This window comes from Capnocytophaga genosp. AHN8471 (assembly GCF_016806945.1).
GTDB lineage: Bacteria > Bacteroidota > Bacteroidia > Flavobacteriales > Flavobacteriaceae > Capnocytophaga > Capnocytophaga periodontitidis.
This window is the reverse complement of the sequence record NZ_JAESPJ010000029.1, coordinates 110,981-137,260: the sequence shown is the minus strand read 5'-3', so window position 1 is coordinate 137,260 and position 26,280 is coordinate 110,981. Positions and strand designations below refer to the sequence as shown.

General features: G+C 36.1%; 30 protein-coding genes and 1 pseudogene. 29 read left to right on the top strand and 2 right to left on the bottom strand.

Annotation, left to right across the window (positions count from 1 at the left end):
* Positions 1-10: 10 nt before the first annotated feature.
* The 29 genes and pseudogenes from JMN12_RS12760 (at position 11) to JMN12_RS12620 (ending at position 25,332) form a co-directional block, all read left to right on the top strand.
* Positions 11-493, top strand: a complete 483-nt coding sequence (locus JMN12_RS12760; RefSeq protein WP_002678948.1) for an Lrp/AsnC family transcriptional regulator — start codon at positions 11-13, stop codon at positions 491-493.
* 173 nt (positions 494-666) lie between these two features.
* Positions 667-2,856 carry an McrB family protein gene (locus JMN12_RS12755; RefSeq protein ID WP_238423913.1) on the top strand — a complete coding sequence of 730 codons (2,190 nt, stop codon included), beginning with the start codon at positions 667-669 and terminating at the stop codon, positions 2,854-2,856.
* Positions 2,837-4,153, top strand: coding sequence for a 5-methylcytosine restriction system specificity protein McrC (locus JMN12_RS12750; protein WP_203139607.1), 1,317 nt, complete (start codon positions 2,837-2,839; stop codon positions 4,151-4,153). The genes JMN12_RS12755 and JMN12_RS12750 overlap by 20 nt, the downstream gene beginning before the upstream one ends.
* 12 nt (positions 4,154-4,165) lie before the next feature.
* Positions 4,166-4,861, top strand: coding sequence for a class I SAM-dependent methyltransferase (locus JMN12_RS12745; protein ID WP_203139605.1), 696 nt, complete (start codon positions 4,166-4,168; stop codon positions 4,859-4,861).
* A 10-nt stretch (positions 4,862-4,871) separates the two neighbouring features.
* A complete protein-coding gene (locus JMN12_RS12740; RefSeq protein ID WP_203139603.1) occupies positions 4,872-5,270 on the top strand; it encodes a hypothetical protein in 399 nt (132 codons plus the stop codon).
* Positions 5,271-5,343: 73 nt separating this feature from the next.
* Positions 5,344-6,177 carry a hypothetical protein gene (locus JMN12_RS12735; RefSeq protein WP_203139601.1) on the top strand — a complete coding sequence of 278 codons (834 nt, stop codon included), beginning with the start codon at positions 5,344-5,346 and terminating at the stop codon, positions 6,175-6,177.
* 12 nt (positions 6,178-6,189) lie between these two features.
* Positions 6,190-6,678 carry a DUF1877 family protein gene (locus JMN12_RS12730; protein ID WP_203139599.1) on the top strand — a complete coding sequence of 163 codons (489 nt, stop codon included), beginning with the start codon at positions 6,190-6,192 and terminating at the stop codon, positions 6,676-6,678.
* Positions 6,679-6,719: 41 nt separating this feature from the next.
* Entirely contained in the window at positions 6,720-8,339 is a 1,620-nt protein-coding gene (locus tag JMN12_RS12725) for an ABC-F family ATP-binding cassette domain-containing protein (RefSeq protein ID WP_203139596.1), read from the top strand.
* Positions 8,340-8,462: 123 nt separating this feature from the next.
* A complete protein-coding gene (locus JMN12_RS12720) occupies positions 8,463-9,269 on the top strand; it encodes a toll/interleukin-1 receptor domain-containing protein (RefSeq protein ID WP_203139588.1) in 807 nt (268 codons plus the stop codon).
* A 9-nt stretch (positions 9,270-9,278) separates the two neighbouring features.
* Complete coding sequence (locus JMN12_RS12715) at positions 9,279-9,671, top strand: DUF3278 domain-containing protein (protein WP_203139586.1); 393 nt, start codon at positions 9,279-9,281, stop codon at positions 9,669-9,671.
* 4 nt (positions 9,672-9,675) lie between these two features.
* Positions 9,676-10,092, top strand: a complete 417-nt coding sequence (locus tag JMN12_RS12710) for a hypothetical protein (protein WP_203139584.1) — start codon at positions 9,676-9,678, stop codon at positions 10,090-10,092.
* A gap of 286 nt (positions 10,093-10,378) precedes the next feature.
* The gene (locus JMN12_RS12705; protein WP_203139582.1) at positions 10,379-10,822 is read left to right on the top strand and encodes a GyrI-like domain-containing protein; all 444 of its coding nucleotides are present in this window, start codon (positions 10,379-10,381) and stop codon (positions 10,820-10,822) included.
* An 81-nt stretch (positions 10,823-10,903) separates the two neighbouring features.
* Positions 10,904-11,350 carry a GyrI-like domain-containing protein gene (locus JMN12_RS12700; protein ID WP_203139580.1) on the top strand — a complete coding sequence of 149 codons (447 nt, stop codon included), beginning with the start codon at positions 10,904-10,906 and terminating at the stop codon, positions 11,348-11,350.
* Positions 11,351-11,364: 14 nt separating this feature from the next.
* Positions 11,365-11,820: a DUF1569 domain-containing protein gene (locus JMN12_RS12695; protein ID WP_203139578.1), complete on the top strand. Its 456-nt coding sequence runs from the start codon at positions 11,365-11,367 to the stop codon at positions 11,818-11,820.
* Between the two features lie 94 nt (positions 11,821-11,914).
* On the top strand, positions 11,915-12,976 hold the full coding sequence (locus JMN12_RS12690; RefSeq protein ID WP_203139576.1) for a Fic family protein: 1,062 nt from the start codon (positions 11,915-11,917) through the stop codon (positions 12,974-12,976).
* Between the two features lie 19 nt (positions 12,977-12,995).
* Positions 12,996-13,697: an SMI1/KNR4 family protein gene (locus tag JMN12_RS12685; RefSeq protein WP_203139574.1), complete on the top strand. Its 702-nt coding sequence runs from the start codon at positions 12,996-12,998 to the stop codon at positions 13,695-13,697.
* A gap of 37 nt (positions 13,698-13,734) precedes the next feature.
* The gene (locus JMN12_RS12680; protein ID WP_203139572.1) at positions 13,735-15,081 is read left to right on the top strand and encodes a tetratricopeptide repeat protein; all 1,347 of its coding nucleotides are present in this window, start codon (positions 13,735-13,737) and stop codon (positions 15,079-15,081) included.
* Between the two features lie 3 nt (positions 15,082-15,084).
* Positions 15,085-16,527: a lipopolysaccharide biosynthesis protein gene (locus tag JMN12_RS12675; RefSeq protein WP_203139570.1), complete on the top strand. Its 1,443-nt coding sequence runs from the start codon at positions 15,085-15,087 to the stop codon at positions 16,525-16,527.
* 2 nt (positions 16,528-16,529) lie between these two features.
* Entirely contained in the window at positions 16,530-16,973 is a 444-nt protein-coding gene (locus JMN12_RS12670) for a hypothetical protein (protein WP_203139567.1), read from the top strand.
* Positions 16,970-17,497, top strand: a complete 528-nt coding sequence (locus JMN12_RS12665) for a hypothetical protein (protein ID WP_203139565.1) — start codon at positions 16,970-16,972, stop codon at positions 17,495-17,497. Before JMN12_RS12670 ends, JMN12_RS12665 begins: the two co-directional genes overlap by 4 nt.
* A 13-nt stretch (positions 17,498-17,510) precedes the next feature.
* Positions 17,511-18,716: a hypothetical protein gene (locus JMN12_RS12660; protein WP_203139564.1), complete on the top strand. Its 1,206-nt coding sequence runs from the start codon at positions 17,511-17,513 to the stop codon at positions 18,714-18,716.
* A gap of 96 nt (positions 18,717-18,812) precedes the next feature.
* Complete coding sequence (locus JMN12_RS12655) at positions 18,813-20,288, top strand: SLC13 family permease (RefSeq protein WP_203139562.1); 1,476 nt, start codon at positions 18,813-18,815, stop codon at positions 20,286-20,288.
* A gap of 53 nt (positions 20,289-20,341) precedes the next feature.
* Positions 20,342-20,695, top strand: a complete 354-nt coding sequence (locus JMN12_RS12650; protein WP_203139560.1) for a VOC family protein — start codon at positions 20,342-20,344, stop codon at positions 20,693-20,695.
* 23 nt (positions 20,696-20,718) lie between these two features.
* On the top strand, positions 20,719-21,165 hold the full coding sequence (locus JMN12_RS12645; RefSeq protein WP_203139558.1) for a hypothetical protein: 447 nt from the start codon (positions 20,719-20,721) through the stop codon (positions 21,163-21,165).
* A gap of 13 nt (positions 21,166-21,178) precedes the next feature.
* A pseudogene (locus tag JMN12_RS12640) lies at positions 21,179-21,858 on the top strand (SDR family NAD(P)-dependent oxidoreductase).
* A 33-nt stretch (positions 21,859-21,891) separates the two neighbouring features.
* Positions 21,892-22,179 carry a YciI family protein gene (locus JMN12_RS12635; protein WP_088594268.1) on the top strand — a complete coding sequence of 96 codons (288 nt, stop codon included), beginning with the start codon at positions 21,892-21,894 and terminating at the stop codon, positions 22,177-22,179.
* 120 nt (positions 22,180-22,299) lie between these two features.
* Entirely contained in the window at positions 22,300-22,824 is a 525-nt protein-coding gene (locus JMN12_RS12630) for a class I SAM-dependent methyltransferase (protein WP_238423912.1), read from the top strand.
* A 236-nt stretch (positions 22,825-23,060) separates the two neighbouring features.
* Positions 23,061-24,149 carry a magnesium/cobalt transporter CorA gene (gene corA, locus JMN12_RS12625; protein ID WP_203139555.1) on the top strand — a complete coding sequence of 363 codons (1,089 nt, stop codon included), beginning with the start codon at positions 23,061-23,063 and terminating at the stop codon, positions 24,147-24,149.
* A gap of 31 nt (positions 24,150-24,180) precedes the next feature.
* The gene (locus JMN12_RS12620; RefSeq protein ID WP_203139553.1) at positions 24,181-25,332 is read left to right on the top strand and encodes a class I SAM-dependent methyltransferase; all 1,152 of its coding nucleotides are present in this window, start codon (positions 24,181-24,183) and stop codon (positions 25,330-25,332) included.
* Here the strand turns inward: JMN12_RS12620 and JMN12_RS12615 are convergent.
* A complete protein-coding gene (locus tag JMN12_RS12615; RefSeq protein WP_317193630.1) occupies positions 25,280-25,951 on the bottom strand; it encodes a DUF4421 family protein in 672 nt (223 codons plus the stop codon). The genes JMN12_RS12620 and JMN12_RS12615 overlap by 53 nt on opposite strands.
* Positions 25,952-25,986: 35 nt before the next feature.
* On the bottom strand, positions 25,987-26,244 hold the full coding sequence (locus JMN12_RS15360; protein WP_238423911.1) for a DUF4421 domain-containing protein: 258 nt from the start codon (positions 26,242-26,244) through the stop codon (positions 25,987-25,989).
* Positions 26,245-26,280 lie beyond the last annotated feature (36 nt).

The following is a 26,280-nucleotide window of genomic DNA, read 5'->3' as shown; positions in this document are numbered from 1 at the left end:
AATATAATAGATGGCGAGATACAAATTAGATGAAACTGATCATCAAATATTAGATCTGTTGATTGATGATACTCGAACCCCTTTTACTGAGATAGCCAAGCAGTTGGAAATTTCAGCGGGGACTGTTCACGTAAGAGTACGAAAAATGGAGGAACTTGGTATCATTAAAGGTTCTACACTCACAGTAGATTATGAACGATTGGGCTATACTTTTATAGCGTATGTAGGAATTTTTTTAGAGCGTAATCATCAGGCTCAATTTGTATTAGAACGTTTGGAAGAAATTCCTTTTGTAACAGTAGCACATATTACTTCAGGGCAGTACAATATCTTTTGTAAAATCCGAGCTCGTGACACCAAACACGCCAAAGAAGTGATCTATATGATAGATGATATTCAAGGGGTAGCTCGTTCCGAAACTATGATTTCTATGGAAGAATCTATCAACGACAAGCGTCGCCTTTTGCATAAAGCTTTCCGTGAATTACAATAAAAATAGTATTTAAACAACTTTGAAAGAGCTACCTAAAAAATAGGCAGCTCTTTTGTTATATACGGAAATTTGAGTATTTTTGTCGCTTAAAAATACAAAAAATAGAAAATGAGGAACTATACCAATTAAGAGATGAATTTTTAAGTACTTGGTCTTTAGAACAAGTGAAAGAAATGGCTATTGATGAATATACTAACCTCAATAAAGATGACTCTTTTTGCTATTGGTTAGAGAAAAAAACAGAGATATTAGGAAGTATTTGGGGTGGTTCATCATTTAAATTTGGTATTTATAAGAGAAGAAATACAGATAGAGAATTTGAAAAGAATGCTATATCTGATGGAGAATATGCTTGGCTTGACAAATATGGAAAAGAAAGAGATGAGGCTTTTAATAATGTGAAAAATATTATTATTGATATCATAAAGAAATCTCAAGCAGGTGATTTTAAAGCTATTGATTCTATAGATTTAGGTAATGCTATTAAATGGAAAATAGCTCATTTGTATAGTGATAATAGGATTTTGAATGTATTTTCAAAAGAAAAACTGATAGAAATAGCTAAAAAGTTGAGTATTGAGTTTGAGAAAAAGATTTCTTTTTATAACTTACAAGATTTAGTGCTTAAACAAAAATCTCCCGAAGAGGATTACTTTACTTTTGCCAAAAGAATATGGAGTTTAACAGCTAATAAAGAGGCTAAATATTGGTTGTACAGTCCTGGTGAACAAGCTGTTAAATGGGAGGAGTTTTATAATGAAGGTATTATGGCTATTGGCTGGGACAAATTAGAAAATTTAGAAAATTACGCGGATAGAAAATCTATTCTTAAAACCCTAATAAACAATTATGGAGAAAGAAAAAAACAACCTAATAACGTTTCTGCTATTGATGATTTTTGCAATGGAGAAAATAAAATAAATATAGGCGATATTGTCATTGCTAAAAAAGGAACAAAAACTTTATTAGGCTATGGCAAAGTAATCTCTGATTATTATTTTGATGACGAAAGAACTGCATATAAGCATTGTCGTGAAGTTAAATGGCTAAAAAAAGGAGTATGGGATGTTGAAGATAATTTACCTCCAAAAACACTTACAGATATAAAATTAGAAAAAGCTCAATACTTACTAAATATTATGAACGGAAATACACAAGCTCAAGAGGACAACCTCGTTATAAAACTTTTAAAATACAAACCTCAAATCATTCTACAAGGTCCCCCTGGTACTGGTAAAACTCGTGAGGCTAAACGTATTGCCAAAGCGTTATTAGGCTTAGGTGAAAATGATAGTTTAGAGGGCAATGAGCGATTCAAACTCATTCAATTTCACCCCAGCTACTCTTATGAAGATTTTGTAAGAGGAATAGTTGCTAAACCTAACGAAGAGGGGAGTGGGATTGTATATACTGCTGAAAATAAAATATTAGGGGCTTTTGCTAAAGAAGCTTTTAATAATTGGCATAAAGCGCAACAAAGTACACAAACACTAAAAGAAGAAGAGGTTTTTGAGGCTTTCATTGAACATATCAAAGAAGAATTAGCTCAAAGTGAAGACTACAAATATCCATTAACAGAAGCTGTTTATCTTTTTGATGCTGATGATAAGCGTTTTAAATATAAAGGCGATAATTGGGAAGTACATAGTAATGGTTTGAATATGAATTATGCTGAAATTAAACGTATTATCGAATCGGGTGTAAGAGATAGACAGGGTGTAACCAAATTGACAACTATAGGTGGTCAAGCCAGACAACACGCCTCTTATTTTCTGAGAATTGTAGAAAAATACTATGAGTTTAGAGAAAACTATAAGCCTACAGTTGATAAAATACCTCTTAAAAACTACGTTCTTGTCATAGATGAAATCAACCGTGCAAACCTATCAGCTGTACTCGGCGAACTTATCTATGCCTTAGAATACCGAGGTGAAGCAGTACAAAGTATGTATGCTATTGAGGGAGAAAACAATCTTATTTTGCCCCCTAATCTCTATATTATCGGTACGATGAATACCGCCGACCGCTCCGTAGGGCATATAGACTATGCTATCCGCCGCCGCTTTGCCTTTGTAAATGTCTTGCCTAAAGATTTAACAAATGAATTAGGCGACCAGTTTGAGAGTAAGTTATTTGCTAAAGTGACTAACTTGTTCAATACTAATTTATCTTCTGAGTTCAAAAAGGAAGAGGTTCAATTAGGGCATTCGTATTTCATTACTAAAAATACTCCTATCGACATCCGTTGGGAATACGAAATTAAGCCTATTTTGCTTGAATATGTGAAAGATGGTATCCTCGTAGGGGAAGGAATAGAAACTACTATAAATAACCTTATCAACAATGAAAATACCGCTTCTTGAACATCAGCCTCATAGCATCAAAAAGGAAGGGGAAGCGCTAAAAATCTTTGAAGCAATACCTGAGGTTTGTCCGTATATATTAAAAAAAGATAGACAGGGAAATCCTGTCTATCCTTTTGAAATTAAGCGTACAAATGAGGGAGAAGTATGTTTGCAGACAGGCTATTATATAGGGGCGTTGTGGTTGGTAAAACATCACAAATTTGTATACATAGAGCCTAAAATGAATAAAAAACAGATAGCTGAAGGCTCTCCTATTCAAGAGGAAGAATGGGCAGAAATTGACTATCTAAAAATGCTTCTCAGTATTACTGGGCTTGATCCTAAAGATACACAAGACCTCATCAAAATCTATTGGGACGAACCTCCAATTACTATCGAACAGCAAAAAGATACACTCACGCCTTTTCTAATGGTGCAATTCCTTTTGCTACTCAAACGTATTGTGCGCAAAGGACTTAAAAAATCATATTACACTGTAGAAGAAAATCTTAATAGCCGTATCAAAGGTAAGATACAGTTAGCTAAACACCTCAAACAAAATGTTTTTAAGAACAAACTCACATCACACGTGTGTAGGTATCAAGAGTTTGGAATAAATAGCCTCGAAAATCGATTTTTAAAGAAAGTTTTGCAATTTATCATCAGCTTTAAGAATACGCATCCTAATTATTTTGCAGGTAATGACAAATCTATTATCGAATTGATTACCTATTGTAGTCCACATTTTGAGTTGATTTCAGAAGAAATTAATATAGAAAACCTCAAAAAACTTACTACCAATACTTTTTTCAAAGAATATGAGGAAGCCATTCGCATCGGAAAGCATATCTTAAAGCGTTTTTCGTATAATATCACCGAAACAACCCAACAAAAAGTAACTATTCCGCCTTTTTGGATAGATATGCCCAAACTTTTTGAGTTATATGTCTATAAAAAGCTACAAGAACAGTTTGGAGGTAGGGAAGAGGTACTCTATCATTTTATTGCCGATTATACCGAATTAGATTTTTTGCTCAACACTCCAGAATACAAAATGGTCATTGATGCCAAGTATAAACCTATTTATAAAGATAGCAGAGATATAGACGACATCCGCCAAGTAAGTGGCTATGCACGTTTAAAAGCAGTCTACAATGAGTTTGAAATAGAAGAAAATAAATTGATAGATTGCCTTATCATCTATCCTTCTTTAGAAGAAAACAAAGATTTGAATTTTAAAAAATTAGATACTATTAAGGGTTATGCTAAAATCTATAAACAAAGCATATCCATTCCATTAATTACTAATCTTTAATCATTCATCATTATGTCAAAATTCTATAACGAAATTGCGGAAAAATACGATTATATCTTTCCACTATCTCCAGCCCACCAAACATTTTTTGCGGATGAGCTACAAGGGTATACTGTCCTTGATGTAGGTGCTGCTACGGGTAATCTTACCGCTTACTTAAGCTCACAAGGATATGAAGTTACCGCTATCGACCTCAGTGAGCGATTGATTGCCAAAGCTGCCGAAAAAGGCATTACTGTACAACAGCGCAATATGCTTACTATTGATGAGCTTTCCACCTTTGATAACATTGTTTGCATCGGTAATACGCTCCCACATTTGGATAGTAAGGCCTCTGTACAGCTCTTTTTGCAAAAAGCTTATGGACAACTCACCCAAGGGGGGAAACTTGTCCTGCAATTGGTCAATTTTGAAAAATATTTTGCCCAGCAACAAGACGATTACCTCGGTAATCTTCCCTTAATAGTCAACGATAAGGTGAAGTTTGAGCGATTTTACTATCTCAATGAGGAAGGAAAAATTCGTTTCAAGACTATTTTGGACGATACCATAGAAAATGAGGAATTGTTACAGCCTATTTTCGCTGACGAACTTACCCAATGGCTTACTCAGATAGGATTTCAAGCCATCAACTTATATGGTAATTTCAAAAAAGACCCTTTTGATAAGGAAAAATCAATGGCACTAATAATCATTGCAGAAAAATAAATTACAGATTATGAGAATTATCAAATTAATATCACTTATTATAGTTGTTTTGTTGTCTTCTTGTAAGCCTACCTTGCCAGATTTGACTAAAAGAGATCGGATAAAACTGCTCAAAAAATACGCGTTCTACTTATGTATGGAGCATAATTACAATCGAATAGACAGCACCTTTCGATTCTCGAAAGACCATATAGATGGGGTTGTATTTTTTCATTATGGCTTAGAGGGGTTAGAAAAGACAAAAGATTTCGTGATCCAAAACAAACAGTTTAAATTTCCTAACGGACTGTTAAAGAATGAAATGGCGGATCCTAAAGCAAATCTTATTTGTTTGGATTGTTTTGATTTTTATGAAAGCAAAGAACTAGACCGTTTTGTAAGAAAAATAGAGAGAGGACAAAGAGAATAATTTTCTTTTAGAATCACAACTATTTTTCCATATCTTACAAATATTGTGTACTTTTGCAGAAAATATGGTCACTATGCAATTTATTATTTTTAGGAAAGTCTTATTTCTATTTAGCATTCTATCTTTTTTCCTATTAGGAAGTTCTTGTCATTTCTTATCTAAGAAAAAGGATGCTAATGTGATTGATACCAATGAACCTCTTACTTCAACAACAGATGAAGAACCAACTACCTCAGTAACAGAAGAATATCCGACTGATTTCCCAGAACAAGGAAATAAAATGGAAGATTTTGTGCCTAAACATTGGTCTGCTATAATGAAAGTAGATGGAGATCTCAACAAGGATGGCTTAACAGATACAGCTCTTATTGTAGAACAAAAAAATCCTAATAATATAAGTGTTACAGAATATAATGATACGTTGAATACCAATCCAAGGGCTCTTTTGGTACTATTCAAACAGGAAAATGGTACTTACAAATTAGCCGCTAAGAATGATAAAGGCTTTATAGAACCTCCTAAAGAAAGTTCTTCTCTATTAGATCCGTTAGAGGAAGGTGATATAAACATAAAAAACAATACCTTACGACTGAATTTTCAATATTTCTTTTCAGCAGGCTCTTGGTATATTACCAATGTAGAGTATGTGTTCAGATACCAGAATAGCCATTTTGAACTTATTGGAGTGGAAACCAATAGTTTTGATAGGAGTACTGGAGAGGAAACTATAGTGAGTTTTAATTTGAGCACCAATAAGTTGGAAACCACTATGGGAGGAAATGTATTTGAAGAGAATGAGAATAATCCTAAAAAAGAAACCAAAACTTTTATGTATAATCCTAAACCCATTTTGGATAATATGGAAGCAACTGCTTACTTAACAATTTTGTATAACCGAGACGAATAATAAAAATATATTATGGCACGATTAGGCGTTTTTTATGCACTTAGTGATGAGCAGGTAGATACTATTGCAGAACAAGATGATGACAAGATGTATGCTTATATGCTCAACACCATTGAAGAAAATCTCTTGGGTACACCCAAAAGTTATCAGATAGATAAAGCGTGGGAAGGCATTCACTATTGTCTTTGTGAGGGTGATTGGTACAAAGAAGAAGGAATAGCTCCTAATATTGTTTTTGGAGGTTATTTATTATTAGATCATAATGATTGTGTAATATTTGTGAATGACCTCGATAATATTCAAAAAATTGTAGACTATCTTGAAGAGAATAATCTACAAGAGATTATCAAAAAGAATTTTGAAAAAATTCCCTCAGACTACTCATATACTAAAAATGAGGAAGAACTTAACTATTTGTTGAGTTGGAGCAAAGGGGTATTAGATTTTTATAAATATGCTTTGAAGAACCAACTAAATACTATTTTTACCGTAGATCTTTAATTAATCATTAAACATTAATCATTAAACATTAATCATTAACAATGTTATCAGTATCCAATTTATCCGTACAATTCGGCAAGCGCGTCCTCTTCGATGAGGTAAACGTAACCTTTACACAAGGCAACTGCTACGGCATCATCGGTGCCAATGGAGCAGGCAAATCTACTTTCCTCAAAATCCTTTCAGGCAAGCAAGAACCTACTTCGGGGCGTGTGATCCTCGAACCGGGCAAGCGTATGTCGGTGCTTGAGCAAGACCACTACGCTTATGACGACTATACTGTGCTCGACACCGTGATTATGGGCAACAAAGTCCTCTCCAAAGTCAAAAAAGAGATGGACGACCTTTATGCCGACTATTCCGATGAGCACGCCGAACGCATTGGTGAGCTACAAATACAGTTCGATGAGATGAACGGCTGGAACGCCGAGAGTGATGCGGCAGCCCTGCTCTCCAATTTGGGTATTTCTGAGGATATGCACTACACTATGATGTCCGAAATGGACGGTAAGCTCAAAGTGCGAGTACTTTTGGCTCAGGCGCTCTTCGGCAACCCCGATGTACTCATAATGGACGAGCCTACGAACGACCTTGACTTCGAGACTATCAGCTGGTTGGAGAACTTTTTGGCAAACTATGACAATACGGTGATTGTGGTATCCCACGACCGCCACTTCCTCGATGCTGTTTGTACCCATATCTCCGATATAGACTTTGGGAAAATCAACCATTATTCGGGTAACTATACTTTCTGGTACGAAAGTAGTCAGTTAGCAGCGCGTCAGCGTGCGCAACAGAACAAAAAGGCTGAAGAGAAAGCCAAAGAGTTGCAGGAATTTATTGCGCGTTTTAGTGCCAACGTGGCAAAATCAAAGCAGGCGACCTCTCGTAAGAAGATGTTGGAGAAACTCAATATCGAGGAAATCAAACCGTCCTCTCGTCGTTACCCTGCTATCATTTTCGAGCGTGACCGCGAGGCTGGGGACCAAATCCTACACGTGGAAAACCTCGCTGCTTCTATCGACGGACAGGTATTGTTCCAAAATGTGGATATCAACCTTGCCAAAGACGACAAAGTAGCCGTGATTTCTAAGGATTCACGTGCTACCACCGCCTTTTATGAGATTCTCAACAACAACCTAAAGCCCGATGCGGGTACCTTTGCGTGGGGTATCACCACCTCGCAGTCTTACCTGCCCGTGGATAACTCCGATTTCTTCACCCAAGACCTTTCTTTGGTGGATTGGTTGCGCCAATGGGCGAAAACAGAGGAAGAGCGCGAGGAAGTATACGTGCGCGGGTTCTTGGGCAAGATGCTTTTCAGTGGCGAGGAAGCCCTCAAAAACTGCAAAGTGCTCTCAGGAGGCGAGAAAGTGCGCTGTATGCTCAGCCGTATGATGATGTTGCGCGCCAATGTGCTAATGCTGAACGAACCTACCAACCATTTGGATTTGGAGAGCATCACCGCCTTCAACAACTCGCTGAAAAACTTCAAAGGCACCGTGCTTTTCACCACCCACGACCACGAATTTTCACAAACCGTCGCCAATCGTATCATCGAGCTTACCCCTAGTGGCATTATCGACCGCTATATGACCTTTGATGAGTATATGGACGACAAAAATATTCAGGAACTCCGCGAAAAGATGTACAAACAATGATTAATTATTAATTATTAATGGTTAATCACAGCACTTTGGCAAAGGTCATTGCACAAAAAGGTGATTAAAATGAACTTTGCCAGAGTTTTTTGAAGAAATAAGAATTATCAAAATTATAAGAATATGTATAGAGGATTTAATTTAAAATTGAATGATATTGATATATTTTCTGATATTCAAAAAGAGAACTATTATAAGGAAGAAAAATCTCGACAAAAAGCAATTGATTTTTCGTCATACTATTCAAGAAGAACTAATGGAGAAAAAATCTTAGATGGAAATAAAATTATAGAAGAATGGTTCCCTTACAGAAATGATTTCCATATATTTTTATCCCATTCTCATAAAGATGAAAAACTAGCACTTGCAATAGCTGGAAAGTTGAGAAAAAGACATCATTTGAATGTTTTTGTAGATTCTGTTATATGGAATAATTATCAAGATTTATTAAAGCATATCGATAATGATTTTTGTAGGAATAGTAATACAGGTAATTATGATTATAATATGCGAAATCTTAGTACATCTCACGTTCATTTAATGCTTATGAATTCATTAAATGTAATGATTGATAGGTGCGAAGTTCTAATTTTTCTAAACACGCCCAATTCTATATCATTGAAAGATTCTATTAATAGACCAGACAGAACTCTTTCTCCTTGGATTTTTTCCGAAATACAAACAAGTAAAATTATTAGGAAAAGAGTTCCTAAGAGAAAAAGTATTCCTTTACGAGAAAGTACAGAATGTTTTAGTCATCAAGGATTAGGAATGGTAAGCTATGAATTAGGATTAGAACATTTAACTAAAATATCTCCAGAAAAATTTAAAGAATGGGTATATTCACAACATTCTTATCCAGAACAATCTCTTGACTATTTATATAGAATTATGAAAGATAATAAAATTTCTCCTCTTTTTAAATATTGAAAATAATAAATGGAAAAGAAACTAAAACATTTAGAATTTATACAAAATGCCATTAATAGAATGGCAAATAATTCATTTATCATTAAAGGTTGGTGTATTACACTTGTAGTAGCATTAATTGCATTGTTAGAAAAAGAGAACATAAATAAAAATTATATTCCCTTTTCTTTTATACCATTGTTATTCTTTTGGTTTCTTGATGCTTTTTTCATAAAAACAGAGAGACAATATAGAAGATTATATGTAGATGTAAGCAAAAAAGGTAAGAAAGAAATAGATTTTTCTATGGATATAACACCTTATAAAGAATGTTATAGAGAAACTCTTTTCTCACGAACATTATTACCTTTTTATTTATCTTTAATGGGAATTGTCTTAGTAATAATATTTATAGTAAAATAAATCTATGGAAAATATTAATCAAACAGAAAAAGATTTAGAGTTATATTTAGCTCGTTTCTTTGATATATATGATATTGAGAAGCTAATAATATATTTATCAGTAACTAATAAAACTGATAAATATAAAGGTTTTTCTATTCCTATTTTTGAAATTAGTGAAGTTTTATTAGGTCAAAAAGAATTTTGTTTATCTAATCCTATTCCTCCTGAAAGAATAAATTCTTCTGATAAAAAAGATAAAAATTTATTAGAGTTTTTCTATATTTTGGATGTAAATTTAAAGAATGAATTAGAAAAAATGAAAGAAAAGGGTGTTACTTTAAAAGCACGAGTTAAAACTTTTGATGAAAAAGAATTTATATCTAACGAAATGAATATAGATGATTTATTTAAAGTAGAAGATAATCTTCAAAAAAGATAATATCAACCCTGTAGAATACAAATTTAACTTTGTAGAACACAATATCACCCCCGTAGAACACAATATTAACTCGGTAGAAACCAAAATCAAGTCCGTAGGATACAATATAAAGTCCGTAGGGTACGATATAAACTAGAAATTTACTAAAATTATTTGTTTAACCATTAAAAAAGACAAGAAAATGGCTACAAGATTTATTTCATTCGAAAAATTCAAGAATTATTCCTTCATTTTTGAGAATATTTCCAAGAGTGATATTCTATATAACAATTAATCATATAAGAAAATGAAAATCATAGGAATTAGTGTACGCACTACCAATCAGAACGGACAAGCGATGCAAGACATCGGGAACCTTTGGCAACGCTTTTTTAGCGAGCAAATTTTGGCAAAAATACCCAATAAGGTAAGCGATGCCATTTACAGCATCTACACCGATTACCAAAAGGACTATACCGAGCCTTACACTTGTATGATAGGAGTGGAAGTTACCACGCTCAGCACGATTCCCGACGGTTTAGAAGGCAGGGAATTCCCTGAACAAACCTTTCAAAAGTTTGTAGCCAAAGGTGCAATGCCTCAAGCAGTAGGGGCAATGTGGCAACATATCTGGGACAACGACGCCACGCTCAATCGCACTTATATATATGACTATGAGCGCTACACCGAGAAGTCTCAGCAAGGAGATGCCTCCGAAGTAGATATTTTTATAGGCGTAAAAAAGAACTAATAACCCCAACTTTTAGAGAGTATCGGCAAGTTTGTAAGAAGTTAAAGAAAATTTATTAAAAACTATTTAAATACAAAGAAAATGAAAATCATAGGAATTAGTGTACGCACTACCAATCAGAACGGACAAGCGATGCAGGACATCGGAAACCTTTGGCAACGCTTTTTTAGCGAGCAAATTTTGGCAAAAATACCTAATAAGGTAAGCGATGCTATTTACAGCATCTACACCGATTACCAAAAGGACTATACCGAGCCTTATACTTGTATAATAGGAGTAGAAGTTACCACGCTCAGTACGATTCCCGACGGCTTAGAGGGAAGAGAATTCCCTGAACAAACCTTTCAAAAGTTTGTAGCCAAAGGCGCAATGCCTCAAGCAGTAGGGGAGATGTGGCAACATATCTGGGACAACGACGCCACGCTCAATCGCACTTATATATACGACTATGAGCGCTACACCGAGAAGTCTCAGCAAGGAGATGCCTCCGAAGTAGATATTTTTATAGGTGTAAAAGAGAATAAATAACTCTAAATAAGCAAATGAAAAATTTATATAACGAAGCAGATAAGAACGAAATACTCAATCGGTTAGAAAATCTGAAAGTAGATGCTGTGCGTCAGTGGGGAAAGATGAACATTGTACAGATGTTAGCCCACTTGAACGTTTCTTTAGAAACTCCTTTAGGGAAAAACTTCCCCAAGCGGGCATTTATCGGTAGGCTTATAGGAAAATTGGTAAAGAAAAGGTTTATCAACGACCAGCCTATGCCTAAAAATTCCCCTACTGATAAGATGTATGTTATCACAGACATCTCTATGGAGTATTTTGAGAAAGAAAAGCAACGAGCTAAAGAGCTGATCACCCTTTTTTATAACAATGGAAGAGAAAAATGCAGTCAGCATCCCCATTCTTTCTTTGGCAAACTCATTCCCGACGAGTGGGGAATCCTGCAATGGAAGCATTTTGACCATCATCTGCGACAATTTGGGGCGTAATGAATGCAATGCTACTCAATTAGAAATAATTTGTAAAAAATTAGTGTTAGACAAGTAAGAGTTAATTATCTTTAGCACTTAAAAAAGTAGTACAATGAATGACTTCGAGCAATATATAAGGGAAACTGAACCCCATCGTCGTGAAAAAGGTGAGGCGTGGCAGACGGCTATTGGCTTGCAGGCGGTAGATGGATTGAAACCTTCGGATTATCTCGTGCAAACAGCTAAGCAACACATCGAGGGGGATATTACTATAGAGGAGGCTAAGCACCTCATTGATAGTTATTATCAGTCCAAGACAGTACGCCATGAGCAGGGAGAAGAACGCACTGAGGAAGCCGATAAAGTTTCGGCGCGCATCACCGAATTGCTTACCGAGTCGGCTTTTAGCTTTTCCCCAGTGGCATATATAGGCATTCATCGCAAGTTATTCACCGGTATTTACAAGTTTGCAGGCAAATTGCGCGACTACAATATCACCAAAAAGGAGTGGGTACTCGGTGGAGACACGGTTCTCTACGCCAGTGCAAACAATTTGCGTGAGACTTTAGACTATGATTTCGAGCAAGAAAAGCGTTTTTCTTATCAAGGCTTACCTGTGGAGGAAGCTATCAAGCACATAGCAAAATTTGTCTCAGGACTCTGGCAAATACACCCTTTTGGTGAGGGCAATACGCGTACAACGGCGGTTTTCACGATTCAATACCTGCGTACCTTTGGCTTTGCGATGAGCAATGAAGCCTTTGCTTATCATTCTTGGTATTTTCGTAATGCCTTAGTCCGTGCCAATTACAACAACCTTGCTAAAGGGATAACAGCAACTACTGAATACATAGAACGTTTCTTTAGAAACCTAATTTTAGGTGAGGAAAACGAGCTTAAAAATAGGTATTTATTAGTAGGGGATGAACTTCAAAGTGCAAAAGAGCAAATTCCAAAGGGCAAAATTTGCACTTTGAATTGCACTTTGGAGGAAATGGCAGTATTACAATATTTACAACAAAATCCTACCGCCACTCAAAAGATTATTGCTGAGCATATAGGAAAATCGGAACGCACTGTAAAGACTATTACAGCAAATCTGGTAGAAAAGGGACTTATCGAACGCAAAAATGGTAAGCGAAATGGCTTTTGGGAAGTAAAAACAAACAATTAATCTTAAAATAAGTATCATTATGAAAACAACTTTCAATTTTGAGCTTTTTAAAAAGCGCTTAAACCTATTTTTAGAAAAGATAGAAGACCTTGGTGGCGAGATAGAACCTCTTACGATAGAAAAGCCCGCTATAGAGGATGAAATCAAAGCCGTAGAGGAGCAATTAGGCTATATATTACCTCCTCATTTCCGCGAAGTACTCTTGGAGAACACTGCCCATTTGGATTTTTATTGGGATATTAATGATATTACGGATGAGGGCGACATTTCTCTACCTGATAAATTAGTTGAAATCTTTCGCGGACAGTTGCTTTTTGGATTGGATTTGCTTTTGGACTATGAGGACGATCGCAAAGGTTGGGTAAAAGAGGTATATTCCGATTACAATAACGAATATGATCGCGTTTGGCATAATAAAATGTCCTTTCACCAAGTAGGCAACGGCGATTATATCGCTATTGAGTTAGAGCCAGAGAACTATGGTAAGGTTGTGTATCTCAGTCACGATGGTAGTGAGAACCACGGGCTTTATATAGCCGATAACTTTAAGGAATTCCTGATGAACTACGCTGCTATCGGTTGTACAGGGGGTGAGGATTGGCAATGGGAGCCTTTTTATACCAAAGGCAAAAGCTTAGACCCCACTTGTGAGAACGCCCAAGCGTGGTATAAGGTATTGGGGATAATACCTGAGGAATTAAGAAACAACAACAACTCGTAACTCTTAACTCATAACTCATAGATCTTAACTAAAATAAATGTTACCAGAAGAAGAAAACTACGCCGTTAGCAAATTTGAATCAATGCTCAAAGAGAATAATATCCTCTTTTTTGATGTGGATGAATTTGAGGAGATTGTAGAATATTACGTAGAATATGGGCGTATTAGTAAAGCCAAACGTGCCTTAGAGATTGGATTATCGCAACACCCCGATGCGTCTTCACTGAAATTGCTAAATGCTGAGCAATTGGTGTTTGAAGACCGTTTGGAGGAAGCTTCAGAAATTCTCAATGAATTGCTTGTGCTTGAACCTATGAATGCCGAAGTACACACACAGCAGGCTAATCTGTATTCTAAAATGAACAAACATCACCGTGCTATTGAGTTGTTGCAATACGCCCTCACTCTTACTGATGATGTTTCCAATATTTATGCCTTAATAGCAATGGAATACCTCTATATAGAGGATTATACCAATGCTAAAAACTATTTTATCAAATGTTTGGAACAAGACCCTCAGGACTATACAGCACTACAACAGTTAGTATTCTGTTATGAAGTTTTAGGTGATGTACAAGAAGCTACTTCTTTCTTAAATCATTACTTAGACCAAAATCCTTATTGTGAAGTCGCTTGGTATTATCTTGGCAGACTCTATTTGGCTATTGGTGATTACAAAAATGCTTTGCGTTGCCTCGATTTCGCTATTATCAGCGACGATACTTTCACAGGAGCTTATTTCGAGAAAGCTCGCGTGCTCGAAATGATGGAAGATTACGAAAAAGCTATTGAAAACTACAAAATTACTCTCACCCTTGACGATCCTTCAGCTTTAGCTTATTTACATATAGGTCGTTGTTATGAAAAAATGCATAATGATACTAAGGCAGAGGAGTATTATTTTAGAGCTACTCATGAAGATCCTCAATTAGACAAAGCGTGGATTACCTTAGCCGACTTTTATTACTTGCGCCATAACCACAGCAAAGCCCTGAAATATATTCAGAAAGTACTCACTTTTGAACCTAATGAGCCTTATTATTGGCGTCGCTATGCCGAATTGAATTATTTTGAATTCCAAAATCTTGAAGAAGCTGAATATGGCTATCGCAAGGCAGTACAAAATGGCGATTATTCTTATAATACGCTTATTGAATGGGTAGATTTGATGTTCCTCACTCAAAAATATGGAGATGCATTACCTATTGTAGCGGATATAGTACATATTTATCCACACGAACTCAACAATTATTTTCGTCTTTCCTTAGCTTATTATGGTGTAGGTGATGAGCATACAGCATTACAATATTACCAAATGGGCGTTACTAAAGCTCCCGAATGGCAGTCGTTTTTTGAACACAAATTCAACTTTAAAATACAATAGTTTATGGGGATAGTGCTCCGTCAATCGTTTAAGAATGTGTTGGCTACCTATTTAGGGTTTGCCATAGGGGCACTGAACACCCTTTTCTTGTTCACTTACTTCCTCTCCAAAGCTCAGTACGGATTAGTGAGTTATGTTACTTCTTCTGCCACCATTCTGTCCCCTCTTATCGCCTTTGGGGTGAACAATACCTTGGTGCGTTATTATACCGCTTATCGAGATAAGAAAGAGCAAGCGCAATTCAACCTGATGCTTTGCTTTTTGCCTTTGCTCATCATTGTGCCTGCCACCTTTGTCGGGGTAATTGGGTACGAACAGATTGCGCAATGGCTTTCGGCTAAAAACGAAGAAGTACGCGATTACGTTTTGCTCATCTTCCTCACTTCCATAGCGATGGCCTACTTTGAAATTGCTTATGCGTGGACACGTGTACAGCTAAAAACCGTCTTTGGCAATTTCCTTAAAGAGGTATTCCATAGGGTAGGGGTGATGCTCTTGTTATTAGCCATTTATTTGCAGCTCATCGACTTTCACCAACTGATATGGGGCATATTTTGGGTCTATGCCTTGCGTATGCTCTTGATGTTTGTTTTCGCTTTCTATGTACGCCGACCGCAATTTGCTTGGGGGTTGCCTAAGAACAAGAAAGAAGTCTTTTTGTACAGCCTTTTTGTGATTTTATCGGGGTCGGTAGCTTCCGTATTGATGGATATTGATAAGTTTATGCTGAACCAATACTTGCCTATCGGTGAGATTGCCGTTTATAATGTAGCCATTTTTACAGCTACGGTGATTGCTATTCCGTATAGGAGTATGTACCAGATTGTGAGTCCACTGACGGCACAATTTATGAATCAAAGCAAGCCAAAAGAGCTATCCGACCTGTATAAGCGCAGTACCGTGAATACTTATTTTGTGAGTATGGTGATTTGTGTGCTTATCATCGTAAACGCCCAGCAGTGTTATGCCCTCTTGCCCGATAAGGATTATAGCACAGGGCTTGGAGTGCTTATCATCATATCCGTAGTGAAACTCTCTGATGCCTTAGTAGGTTTCAGCAATGCGGTATTACTCAATTCTCCTTACTATCGCACAGTGCTATTTTTGGGCGTTTTCTTGGTCATAGGCACTGTTTTAATGAATATGTGGCTCATTCCTATTTATGGGATTAATGGAGCTGGATTTGCTACTCTTTTAGCTTTTACTTCGTATAATCTTCTTAAATCGGGATTTGTATATCGCAAATACAACTTACAGCCTTTTTATAAAGAAACTCTACAGACTACTCTCTTTGGTATCGTAGCCATAGGAGGTTTCTTCTTTTGGGACTTCCCATTTCACCCGCTGGTGAATATCAGCTTAAAATCATTGCTCGTAGGAGCCTTTTGGATATGGGCACTTATCAAATTTCGTTTGTCAGAAGAACTATTAAAAATACTCAAATAAATATGCATCCACGTATCAAAAACATTCTTGAAAATTACACTTATCCTATTATCAAATCTATTACTTACCCTAATGGTGATATGCTTGTTTTAGAAGGACAATGGATTAAAGAGAAGTATCACCTAAGAATTTTGTGTAAATCGTCCTTAGATAGTTATTTTTCTTATAACGAAGAGGATTATGTCTCTAATCTCTATCCACAAATGGTGGCAGAAAATGCTCAATATGAAGTGTATGGAGGTGAATGTAGTTGGGAAGGAGATGGTTTTATTTACCTTATCCATAAAGAGAGTAGCGAACTTTTATGGTTTTTGTTTTTAGATAATAGCGAGTACTTTAAGGAAGCCTATTTTGAAGATGCAAACCATATAATCACTCGTTCTGAACTTAACTTACAACTAAGAATTCCTATTAATGTCCCAGAAAAACTAAGTGTAATAAAATGACTTCAGAAGAAATAAAAGCCATTGTTTATTATATCCAAGGCTTACAAGCTCTTTGGAAAGAAGGCTATAATGCAGAAAAAGTCGCCTTTTACAACTATCAATTTAGCTTAAGAGCAGGAATAGATATGCCTGATGGCTTACTTGATGTTATTGAAATGTTGGAGATGTGGGATGACAATTGGATGTATGGGGCAGTTCCTCTTACTGAAAAAGAAGCAGCTACAATTATTCAAGAGGAATTAAATATTGATATATACCACCCAGAGAAAGATATTATAGCATTGGTTACCAATGAGTTCATTAGTCAGCTAAAAGATGAGTGTTCCTCGAATAAAATTGTTGCTGAAGCACTTGAAAATTCCCAAGAACTTATTTCCTATGATGAATATCTTGTAGCCCTTCAAAATGTATTAAACGAATTGCTCACTCATCACATCCGTATTCCAGCTCATATTTTAGCTATTATTGATGTCATAGAGGATTCTTATATCAAAAGATTACAAGCTTCTTTATGGGGAATATAAAACATTATTGATTATGAAAAACATCACTACTTTAGAACTTCTTAGATATATGAAATATCGAGCACCAATGTATATTAGGAAGTATGATATATTTTACCTCAAAACTTTTTTCAATGGTTGGGCTCTTCGCTATAAAGGGGAAGATGTAGGGCTTCGATTGCTGCAACAAGGATTTTTCCCTTGGTTACAAGAAAAATACCCAAGGGATATTGATAATTGGGCAGAAAAGCTTTTTGTTATGTGGAAAAGTGAAAAAGCAGCTTTGCTCTACTTCTTTATATTATTTGATGAATTTTATAATAAGTATTTTTCTGAACATTCTCAGGATTTATCAATAGAGGAACTGATAGCTTTTATAGAACCTCACCCTGAGCTACATATTAGCAAAAAGAGTATTTTCGCTTTGGAAATATTTCTCAATAATTGGCAAGAAGCACACCCTGCAATACAAACAAAAGTATTAGGCGACTTTTATCTTTGGCTACAACAGATATATCCTAATGAAAAAACTAATAACTGGGCAAATTTGCTGTTTTCAGTTTTCAAAACAGAAGAGAATGCCTTAAAGCAGTTTTTCGAACTCTTTGGTGATTTTTGTTTAGAAAACAGTAAAAAAGATAGTAACTCTTTGACATTGATTGAGCTAATTGAGCTTGTGAGAACTTCACCTGAGAAATATATAGAGAAATATGATGTTGAATGTTTTCACGTTTTTCTAATAGGATATATGTTGCGAGATAACACCAAAATTCCTGATGAAAAAATATTAACTGACTTCTACCATTGGTTACAGAAAAGATATATTATTTATGATAGTAGAGGATGGCCGGATATACTTTTATTGGAAGCCAAAACAAGAGAAAAAGCATTAGATATGTTTTTTGAATTGTTTGATATTTTTCTTGGAAGAACTACAGAAGTAGTACCTCCTCCTCTAACACCTAAAGAAGTTGCCACTAAAGCAAAATATATACGAGGTCTGCAAAAAATCCTAAAGAAGAAAGAATACAAACAAGGGGATGCTGAAACTTATACCTTATTCTTTGCAAGTGATCATAGAAAAACTGCAAGAGGATTACAGGACATTATAGCTGATTTGTGTACTGATTATGAAAAGAAAAGAGATAAACAAGAAATTGAGCTTCTTGCTCGTGAGCGTTTGGGAATAGTAGATTTACATAAATCTATTTTTATTGAAAACAACGAAATTCGACAATAAAAAACTATCGTTTTTCTTTGGTGGATTATTCTTTTTTTATACCTTTGTCATTCGTTTGTTAAATAGCAAATAACTTTTTAAACTTACCAAAATATTATGTCTAAAGAATTAGAAAATGTAATGACCAATCACTTTGAAAAAAAACACCTTATCGCTTTGATATGTATAGTGATTGTAACTGCTGTAGTGTGGAATTTGCCTACTGAGGTGTTTCATATTAGCGGACTAACGGTGGTACATCAGCGAATTATCGCTATTTTTGTATTTGCTACCCTAATGTGGATTAGTGAGGCTATCCCTTCGTGGGCTACTTCGCTGGGTATCATCACCCTAATGTGTTTAACGGTTTCTAACCACAGTCTGTTCTTCTTTAAAGGAGAAGAGAACGAGATTTTCGGAAAACTACTCAGCAGTAAGGAGATTATGGCTACCTTTGCTAACCCTGTAATTATACTCTTTTTGGGTGGGTTTTTTTTGGCTATTGCCGCCACCAAATCGGGGTTAGATGTCTTGCTTGCCAAGAATTTGATACGTCCGTTCGGAAATAAAAGCGAGAATGTGCTATTGGGTTTCTTGCTCATTACGGGTATTTTCTCAATGTTTGTGAGTAATACTGCTACGGCAGCTATGATGCTCACTTTTCTTACTCCTGTTTTTGCAGCATTGCCTGCAAGTGGTAAAGGACGTACCGCGCTCACAATGAGTATCCCGATTGCCGCTAACTTAGGCGGTATGGCTACCCCTATTGGTACACCTCCTAACGCTATTGCTCTGCAAGCTCTTAACGACCCTAAAGGACTGAATATGGGCGTTGATTTTGGCGAATGGATGTCGTTTATGTTCCCATTGGTACTTTTGTTACTCTTCATCTCGTGGCGACTTATATTAAAATTCTTTCCTTTTACTCAAAAAACAATTAACTTACATATTCTAGGAAAAGTACATCGTGGTTGGCGTATGTGGGTAGTTAGTGGCACTTTTATCATTACTATTCTTTTATGGCTACTCCCCAGTGAACTAACTGGTATTGATGCCAATACCGTTGCCTTAGTGCCTATGGGTATTTTTGCAGCAACAGGCGTGATTACCGCTAAAGACCTACAGTCCATCAATTGGAGCGTTATCTGGATGGTAGCAGGAGGTTTCGCTTTAGGTTTAGGTATCAATGAATCGGGCTTAGCCGAACTTGCTATCGATACCATACCCTTTGGGTCGTGGTCGCCTATAATAGTATTGATTGCATCGGGACTTATTTGTTATCTTCTCAGTAACTTTATTTCCAATACTGCTGCGGCAGCTTTGTTAATTCCTATTTTGGTAACTATTTGTCAAGGAATGGGAGAAAACCTAAGTGCGATAGGTGGTACCTCTACAGTGCTTATTGGGATAGCTCTAGCAGCATCATCAGCGATGTGCTTACCTATTTCTACGCCTCCGAATGCCATTGCGTACTCTACAGGCTTAGTAAAACAAAACGATATGCTAAAAATGGGGCTTATCGTAGGGCTTATCAGTATGGTGATAGGATACCTTGTTTTGTATGTTGTAGGAGAGACACATCTCTTAGGATAATATGAAAAACATCATTATCTTACTTGTATATATGTTAGATAAAAAAATGAATTATGAATTACGACAACTTTTTTCTTCCTGCAGAAAATTTTGAAGAAAGTAAACAATTTTTTGCAGAAGTTTTAAATCTGAAAATCAAGTTTGATTTTTCAGAGATAGGAATGATAGCTTTCAATGTGGGAGATGAAGAACCTGCCATTATTTTGAAAGATAAGACGAAATTTCCCAATACCAAACCAACTATTTGGATCGAAGTAGATGATGTAAAACAAATATATGATGAGTTGCAAGGAAAGGGCGTATCATTTTTAAGTCCGCCGTTTCCTATCAGAACGGGGTGGGCGATTGAGTTTTTAGACCCATCAGGAAATGTATTAGGTTTTACGGATTACAAAGCAGAAAAATAAAATCTCTCTAGAAGTAATAAATTATGGCACTTTGGCAATATCAATTTACGATCATACCTAATCAATATATATTGAAAGATATATCTAATGAGGAGTTTGAATATGAATTATGGGAACACGCTAATATTCATAAAGAAGATTTTATGCAGGTGAACTCTTTTCTGCCAAAGACTAAATCTTGGAGTGAGAATTTAGATATATATGGCAATACTGATTCTAACTGTTTGGAAGTATTTTTTGATAGAGAAGATAGAGTTACTTCAGTTTCTTTGAGAATAGATTTCAGAAGTGATTACAATAAAATACTTTATCAGTTATTATCTTTTTTCAAAGCAAAAGATTATACTTTATTGGATGAGAACTTACAACCAATAAAAACAATAAATAATGAAAGTTTGGAAGTAATTATAAAGCAATCTGCTCAATACAAAAAATATAATGAATTAGCATACCTTACAAATAAGAAGTAAGAAAAATTAAAAAATGAAGAACATTATCATCACAGGTACCAGCCGAGGGATAGGCTTTGAACTGGTACAACAGTTGGCATCGCAAGGACACAATATCTTAGCTCTTTCACGGCATACAGCTCCCATAGAAGCACTAAAATTACCCAAAGTACATTGTTTTCCTTTTGACATTACCTTAGCTACAGATAGAGAAGCCGTAGCGCAGTTTGTAAGAGAGCAATGGCAAAGGTAGATATCTTGATTCACAACGCAGGCAAACTTATCAACAAACCTTTTGAAGCCCTTACAGAAACTGACTTTTTAGAAGTGTATAAGGTGAATGTGTTCGGAGTGGCGCAACTCACCCAGAAAGTATTGCCTTTTATGAGGAATGGCTCGCACGTGGTAAGTATCAGCAGTATGGGAGGCATACAAGGAAGTTTGAAGTTTAGCGGTTTGGCAGCGTATAGCTCCTCTAAAGGTGCTCTTATTACCCTATCGGAGCTCTTAGCCGAAGAATATAAAGAACGTGGAATTATTTTCAACACCTTAGCCTTGGGAGCCGTACAGACCGAAATGATCGCCGAAGCCTTCCCTGATTATAAAGCTAATATCACCCCACAGCAAATGGCACGCTACATTGCTGATTTTGCCCTTAATGGTAGTAAAGTATTCAATGGAAAAGTATTACAAGTAGCCAATACAACTCCATAAAACAATTAAAAACTAACGACTAATAACTAAAATATGTACATCATTATTTTAACGTATCAAAAAGACCTTTCAGAGGTTGAAAAACATTTAGAAGCACATCGCGCTTATTTAGATAAGCATTATGCTTCAGGACATTTTGTTGCTTCAGGAGCACAAGTACCTCGTGTAGGTGGTATAATTTTGTGCAAGGCAGGTAGTAGGGGAGAGGTAGAAACTATCATTGCCCAAGACCCTTTTTATCAGCACCAAATAGCAACCTACCAGGTTATTGAGTTTACTCCTACCAAATTCTCTGAAGAGTTCGGTAAGGTACTCTCTTAAAACCACAATTAACAAGTGAAAATTATTTTTCTAACAGCCCTTACTTTCTCAATCTTAATACTCCTGCTTTATTACCTAATTCAGCAGTCTAAAAAGCCTTCGGGTTTTGTAGGTGTAATAATGATGAGACTTTTTAATCGTGTTTATATACCAATGGTACAATGGGCATTAGGACTTTATAAACCGTCAGAAGCTCCACGAAAAATATTAGATATAGGGGTAGGAAATGGCAAATCAACTGTCCTACTCACTGAATATTTTCCTCATAGTGAAGTTTGGGGAATTGAAATATCCGAAATCGCTATTAAGGAAGCAGAGAAGCTTCATACAAGGGCTATCTTTCAGTTAGAGGACATTCGGCATACCTCATTTGGTGATAAAACCTTTGATTTGATAACTGCTTTTCAAACACACTTCCATTGGCAAGACCTCAAAGAGGCTTTTTGGGAAGTCAAACGCATACTCTCAGACAAAGGTATTTTTCTCATTGCTTGTGAATATGCAAAGATTAGTTATTACCTTCCTAAACTAAAAAGAACAGAAGATTTTAGTCAATTTTTAAACTCAGTAGGACTATCCTTAATACAAGAAGAAAGAATGCAAGGTTGGGTACTTTATAAATTAATAGTTACTGAATATAAGTAACTTATAATAAAAATATAAATCTTTTATTTAATGTATATTCTATAAAGTATCTATTTACTATGTATATAAATGTGAAAATAATCTAATAATCAGTATATTAACCACCAATTTAAACAAAAGTAACAAGCATTTATTACGCTTACTAACGCTTTCGTTTTTGTTATAATACTTATACTTTAACTTTAAAATGTTTTAATAAAATATTAATAACCAATATTTTAATATAATAATTATATATGAGTAAAAATATAGTCTCTACTACCAAGAGGAAACGCAAGGCAAATCGCTCCAAAAAGGTAGGTTTGCCTGCCGGTAGTCTGGTGTATTTCGGTAATAAAGAGAAGCCTCTCAATATAGAAGTCATTACCTACAACGAGCATTCTTGTCAGGTAAAGAAAGTCTTTTCAGCTGAAGAAGCCCTTAGATTTATAACCGACAATCATATCACGTGGGTAAATGTAAACGGCTTGAACAATATCGAGGAAGTAAAAAAGTTTGGGGCTTATACTCATTTAAATAACCTGCTCTTGGAAGATATACTCGATACCGAGCACCGTCCGAAAGTGGAAATCCTCGACGACCATATTTTAGTGATAATCAAAATGCTTTACTACGGTAAAGATGAGCAACTCATTTCAGAACACTTAGCGTTATTATTGGGCAAAAACTACCTCATCACTTTTCAAGAAAGTGAAGGTGAAGATGTCTTTGAACCTGTCCGTAAACGTTTGCAAAATACTGATAGCAGTTTGCGTAAACGCTCAGCTGATTATTTGTTATTCGGACTCTTAGATGCTATTGTAGACAACTATTTTGTGATTTTGGATAAAGTAAGCGATAAGATTGAAGCCATTGAAGACGAGATTATTATTCACCCTCGTGAAGATATGATTTCCGAAATTCAGTTGCTAAAAAAGAGTGCTATATTTTTGCAAAAATCGATTGTGCCTTCGCGTGAGGTAGTAAACAAGATTGAGAAAACCCCTCATCATCTTATCGACACCGATACTAAGCACTATTTCCGTGACCTCCACGACCATACGGTACAAATTGTCGAAACACTCAGCACCTACCGCGATATCCTTTGGGGACTTACGGATACTTATATGGGGGCAATGAGTAACAAGATGAACAACATTATGCGCTTGCTCACCCTTATTTCTACTATCTTTATTCCGCTTACTTTTATTGTGGGAGTATACGGTATGAATTTCAAGTATATGCCTGAATTAGAAGTATGGTGGGCATATCCGTTAGTATGGTTGGTAATGATAAGTATTTCAGTAGCAATGATTTTCTACTTCAAACGCAAAAAATGGCTTTGATTTTTGTGAAAATGTACTATCTTTGTGCGCTATGAATTTGTTAGACGAGAATGTACAACGCTTTATCAGGGAATACGAGGGGACAACTACAACATTGCTCCTCAAGAAACCTGTGTTCAATGGTATTTCTAACAAAGAGTTAGCACAACAGATTGAAGGCAGACGTACAGCAGCTAAAAAACTTCCTTTTTTGCTTACTGCGGAAGGTATATTGTTCCCTCCAACACTTAATTTAGAGCAAACCTCCTCCGATATGACCGCTCAGTACAAGGTACAAGGCTTGCACGGAGAACGGTTTTTAGACCTTACTTGTGGATTCGGTATTGATGCATTTTTTCTTTCAGAGAAGTTTAAAGAAGTTACGTTGGTAGAACAAAATAAGGAACTTCTCAGTAAAGTAGAGCATAATTGGCAGGTTCTAGGGCGCAAGGCTACATTTATAAATGGAAGCGCAGAAGCTTTTTTGAAAGCCACAACAGCACATTACAATCTTATTTATCTCGATCCTGCCCGTAGAGACATACTCAAACAAAAGAAGTTTCTCTTAGAAGACCTCTCACCTAATATCTTAGAGTTACAGTCTGTACTATTGCAAAAAGCAGATAAAGTGTTTACCAAACTATCACCTATGATAGATATTAGTTATCTGTTGCATACGCTACCCAAGATAACACATATTCATTTGGTAGCCTTGCGCAATGAAGTAAAGGAGGTATTGGTAGTACAAGAACCTAAAAAAGAAACGCAAGTACAAATACATTGTGTGAATTTGGAGAATGAAGAGCCTATTTTGCAATTTACAGAAGCAGCATTACATACTCCTCAAGTGGTGTATAGCAAACCTAAAGAGTACTTATATATTCCTAATAATGCTTTGTTGAAATCAGGAGCTTTTAATTATATAACGCAGCATTTTGAGGTAGAGAAGTTGGACGTAAATACCCATCTATACACTTCCGAGCAGCTAAAAAAGCCCTTTGCCGGACGTGTTTTGCAGGTAACTCCTATCAATCTTAAAGAGTTAAAAAAAGGTAGTAAATATTGTATTCTCTCTAAAAACTATCCGTTATCGGTAGCAGAAATTAAAAGGAAATACCATATCGTGGAAGGTGGTAATGAATATCTTATCTTTACCCGTTCCGTTGAGGGGTTGGTCGTACTTTTAGGGAAGGTAATCGAGTGAGAAAGTTTTTTCTTTTGAGGTAAAAATGCTTAGTAAACGATAGTTGTACACTGGGAGTAATCAAGCGAATAGGTTTGCTATCCGTAGGATAAACTGACTTGTTATTAAAAATTCCCGATAAGGCTACAGTCCAATCATCTTTCAGATATACAAACGAAAAGCGGGTCACAGAAGTAGGATAAACCTTAATGTTCAGCTGTTGCAGTATGTCCATTTGGTTACCAAAATTCAATCCTCCGATAAACGCCCCTGTAAGTAACCAGTGTTTGCTAGCTACCCAGGAATAGCCATAGCCCACGTGAAAACCTATTTGGAAATTCTCAAAAGCCTCGCTACTCACATTCTCTGTTTTAGCATCAGGCTCTATGCGATGCCAATAGAAACCACTGCCAAAAAGCAAACTCCCCGCCGATTTCACTTGGCGTTCGCTTTGCTCAAAGGCAGCTCGCGCCGAGAACTTGTCTGCACGCCATACGTAAGTGCTTTCTACACCTATTTGCTGGGTAGAAAGGGTAGGGAAGAGGGTGTAATTCCTTTTACCTCTATCGATATAAAATCCTGTATAGTCTTGATAATAAGCATCTATAAGTATGCGTTTACCGTATTTATGTGCTTGTATATCAATACTGCGAGTTTTTAGATTTGTTTCATTTTTTAGTCGGAATAAGTTCTGTGCATAAGTACGTTAAGCCCTAATATCTTGCGCAAACCTATTCCAACTCCTAAACTAAATGGGTAGTTGGGTGAATAAGCCTCTTTCCCTTGCGTAAGTATGAGCATTTTGGTAGGAGTATATGCTCTGAGCCATATTTCTTGCGGATAAGGTTGAATGTAGGTAGTATCCCGCTCTTGTGCAAAGAACGAAAGGCAACCTCCCCCAAAAAAAATCAATAATAAGGCTCGTAAATTCATTATAATATGTAAAAACGGGTGCAAAAGTAATACATT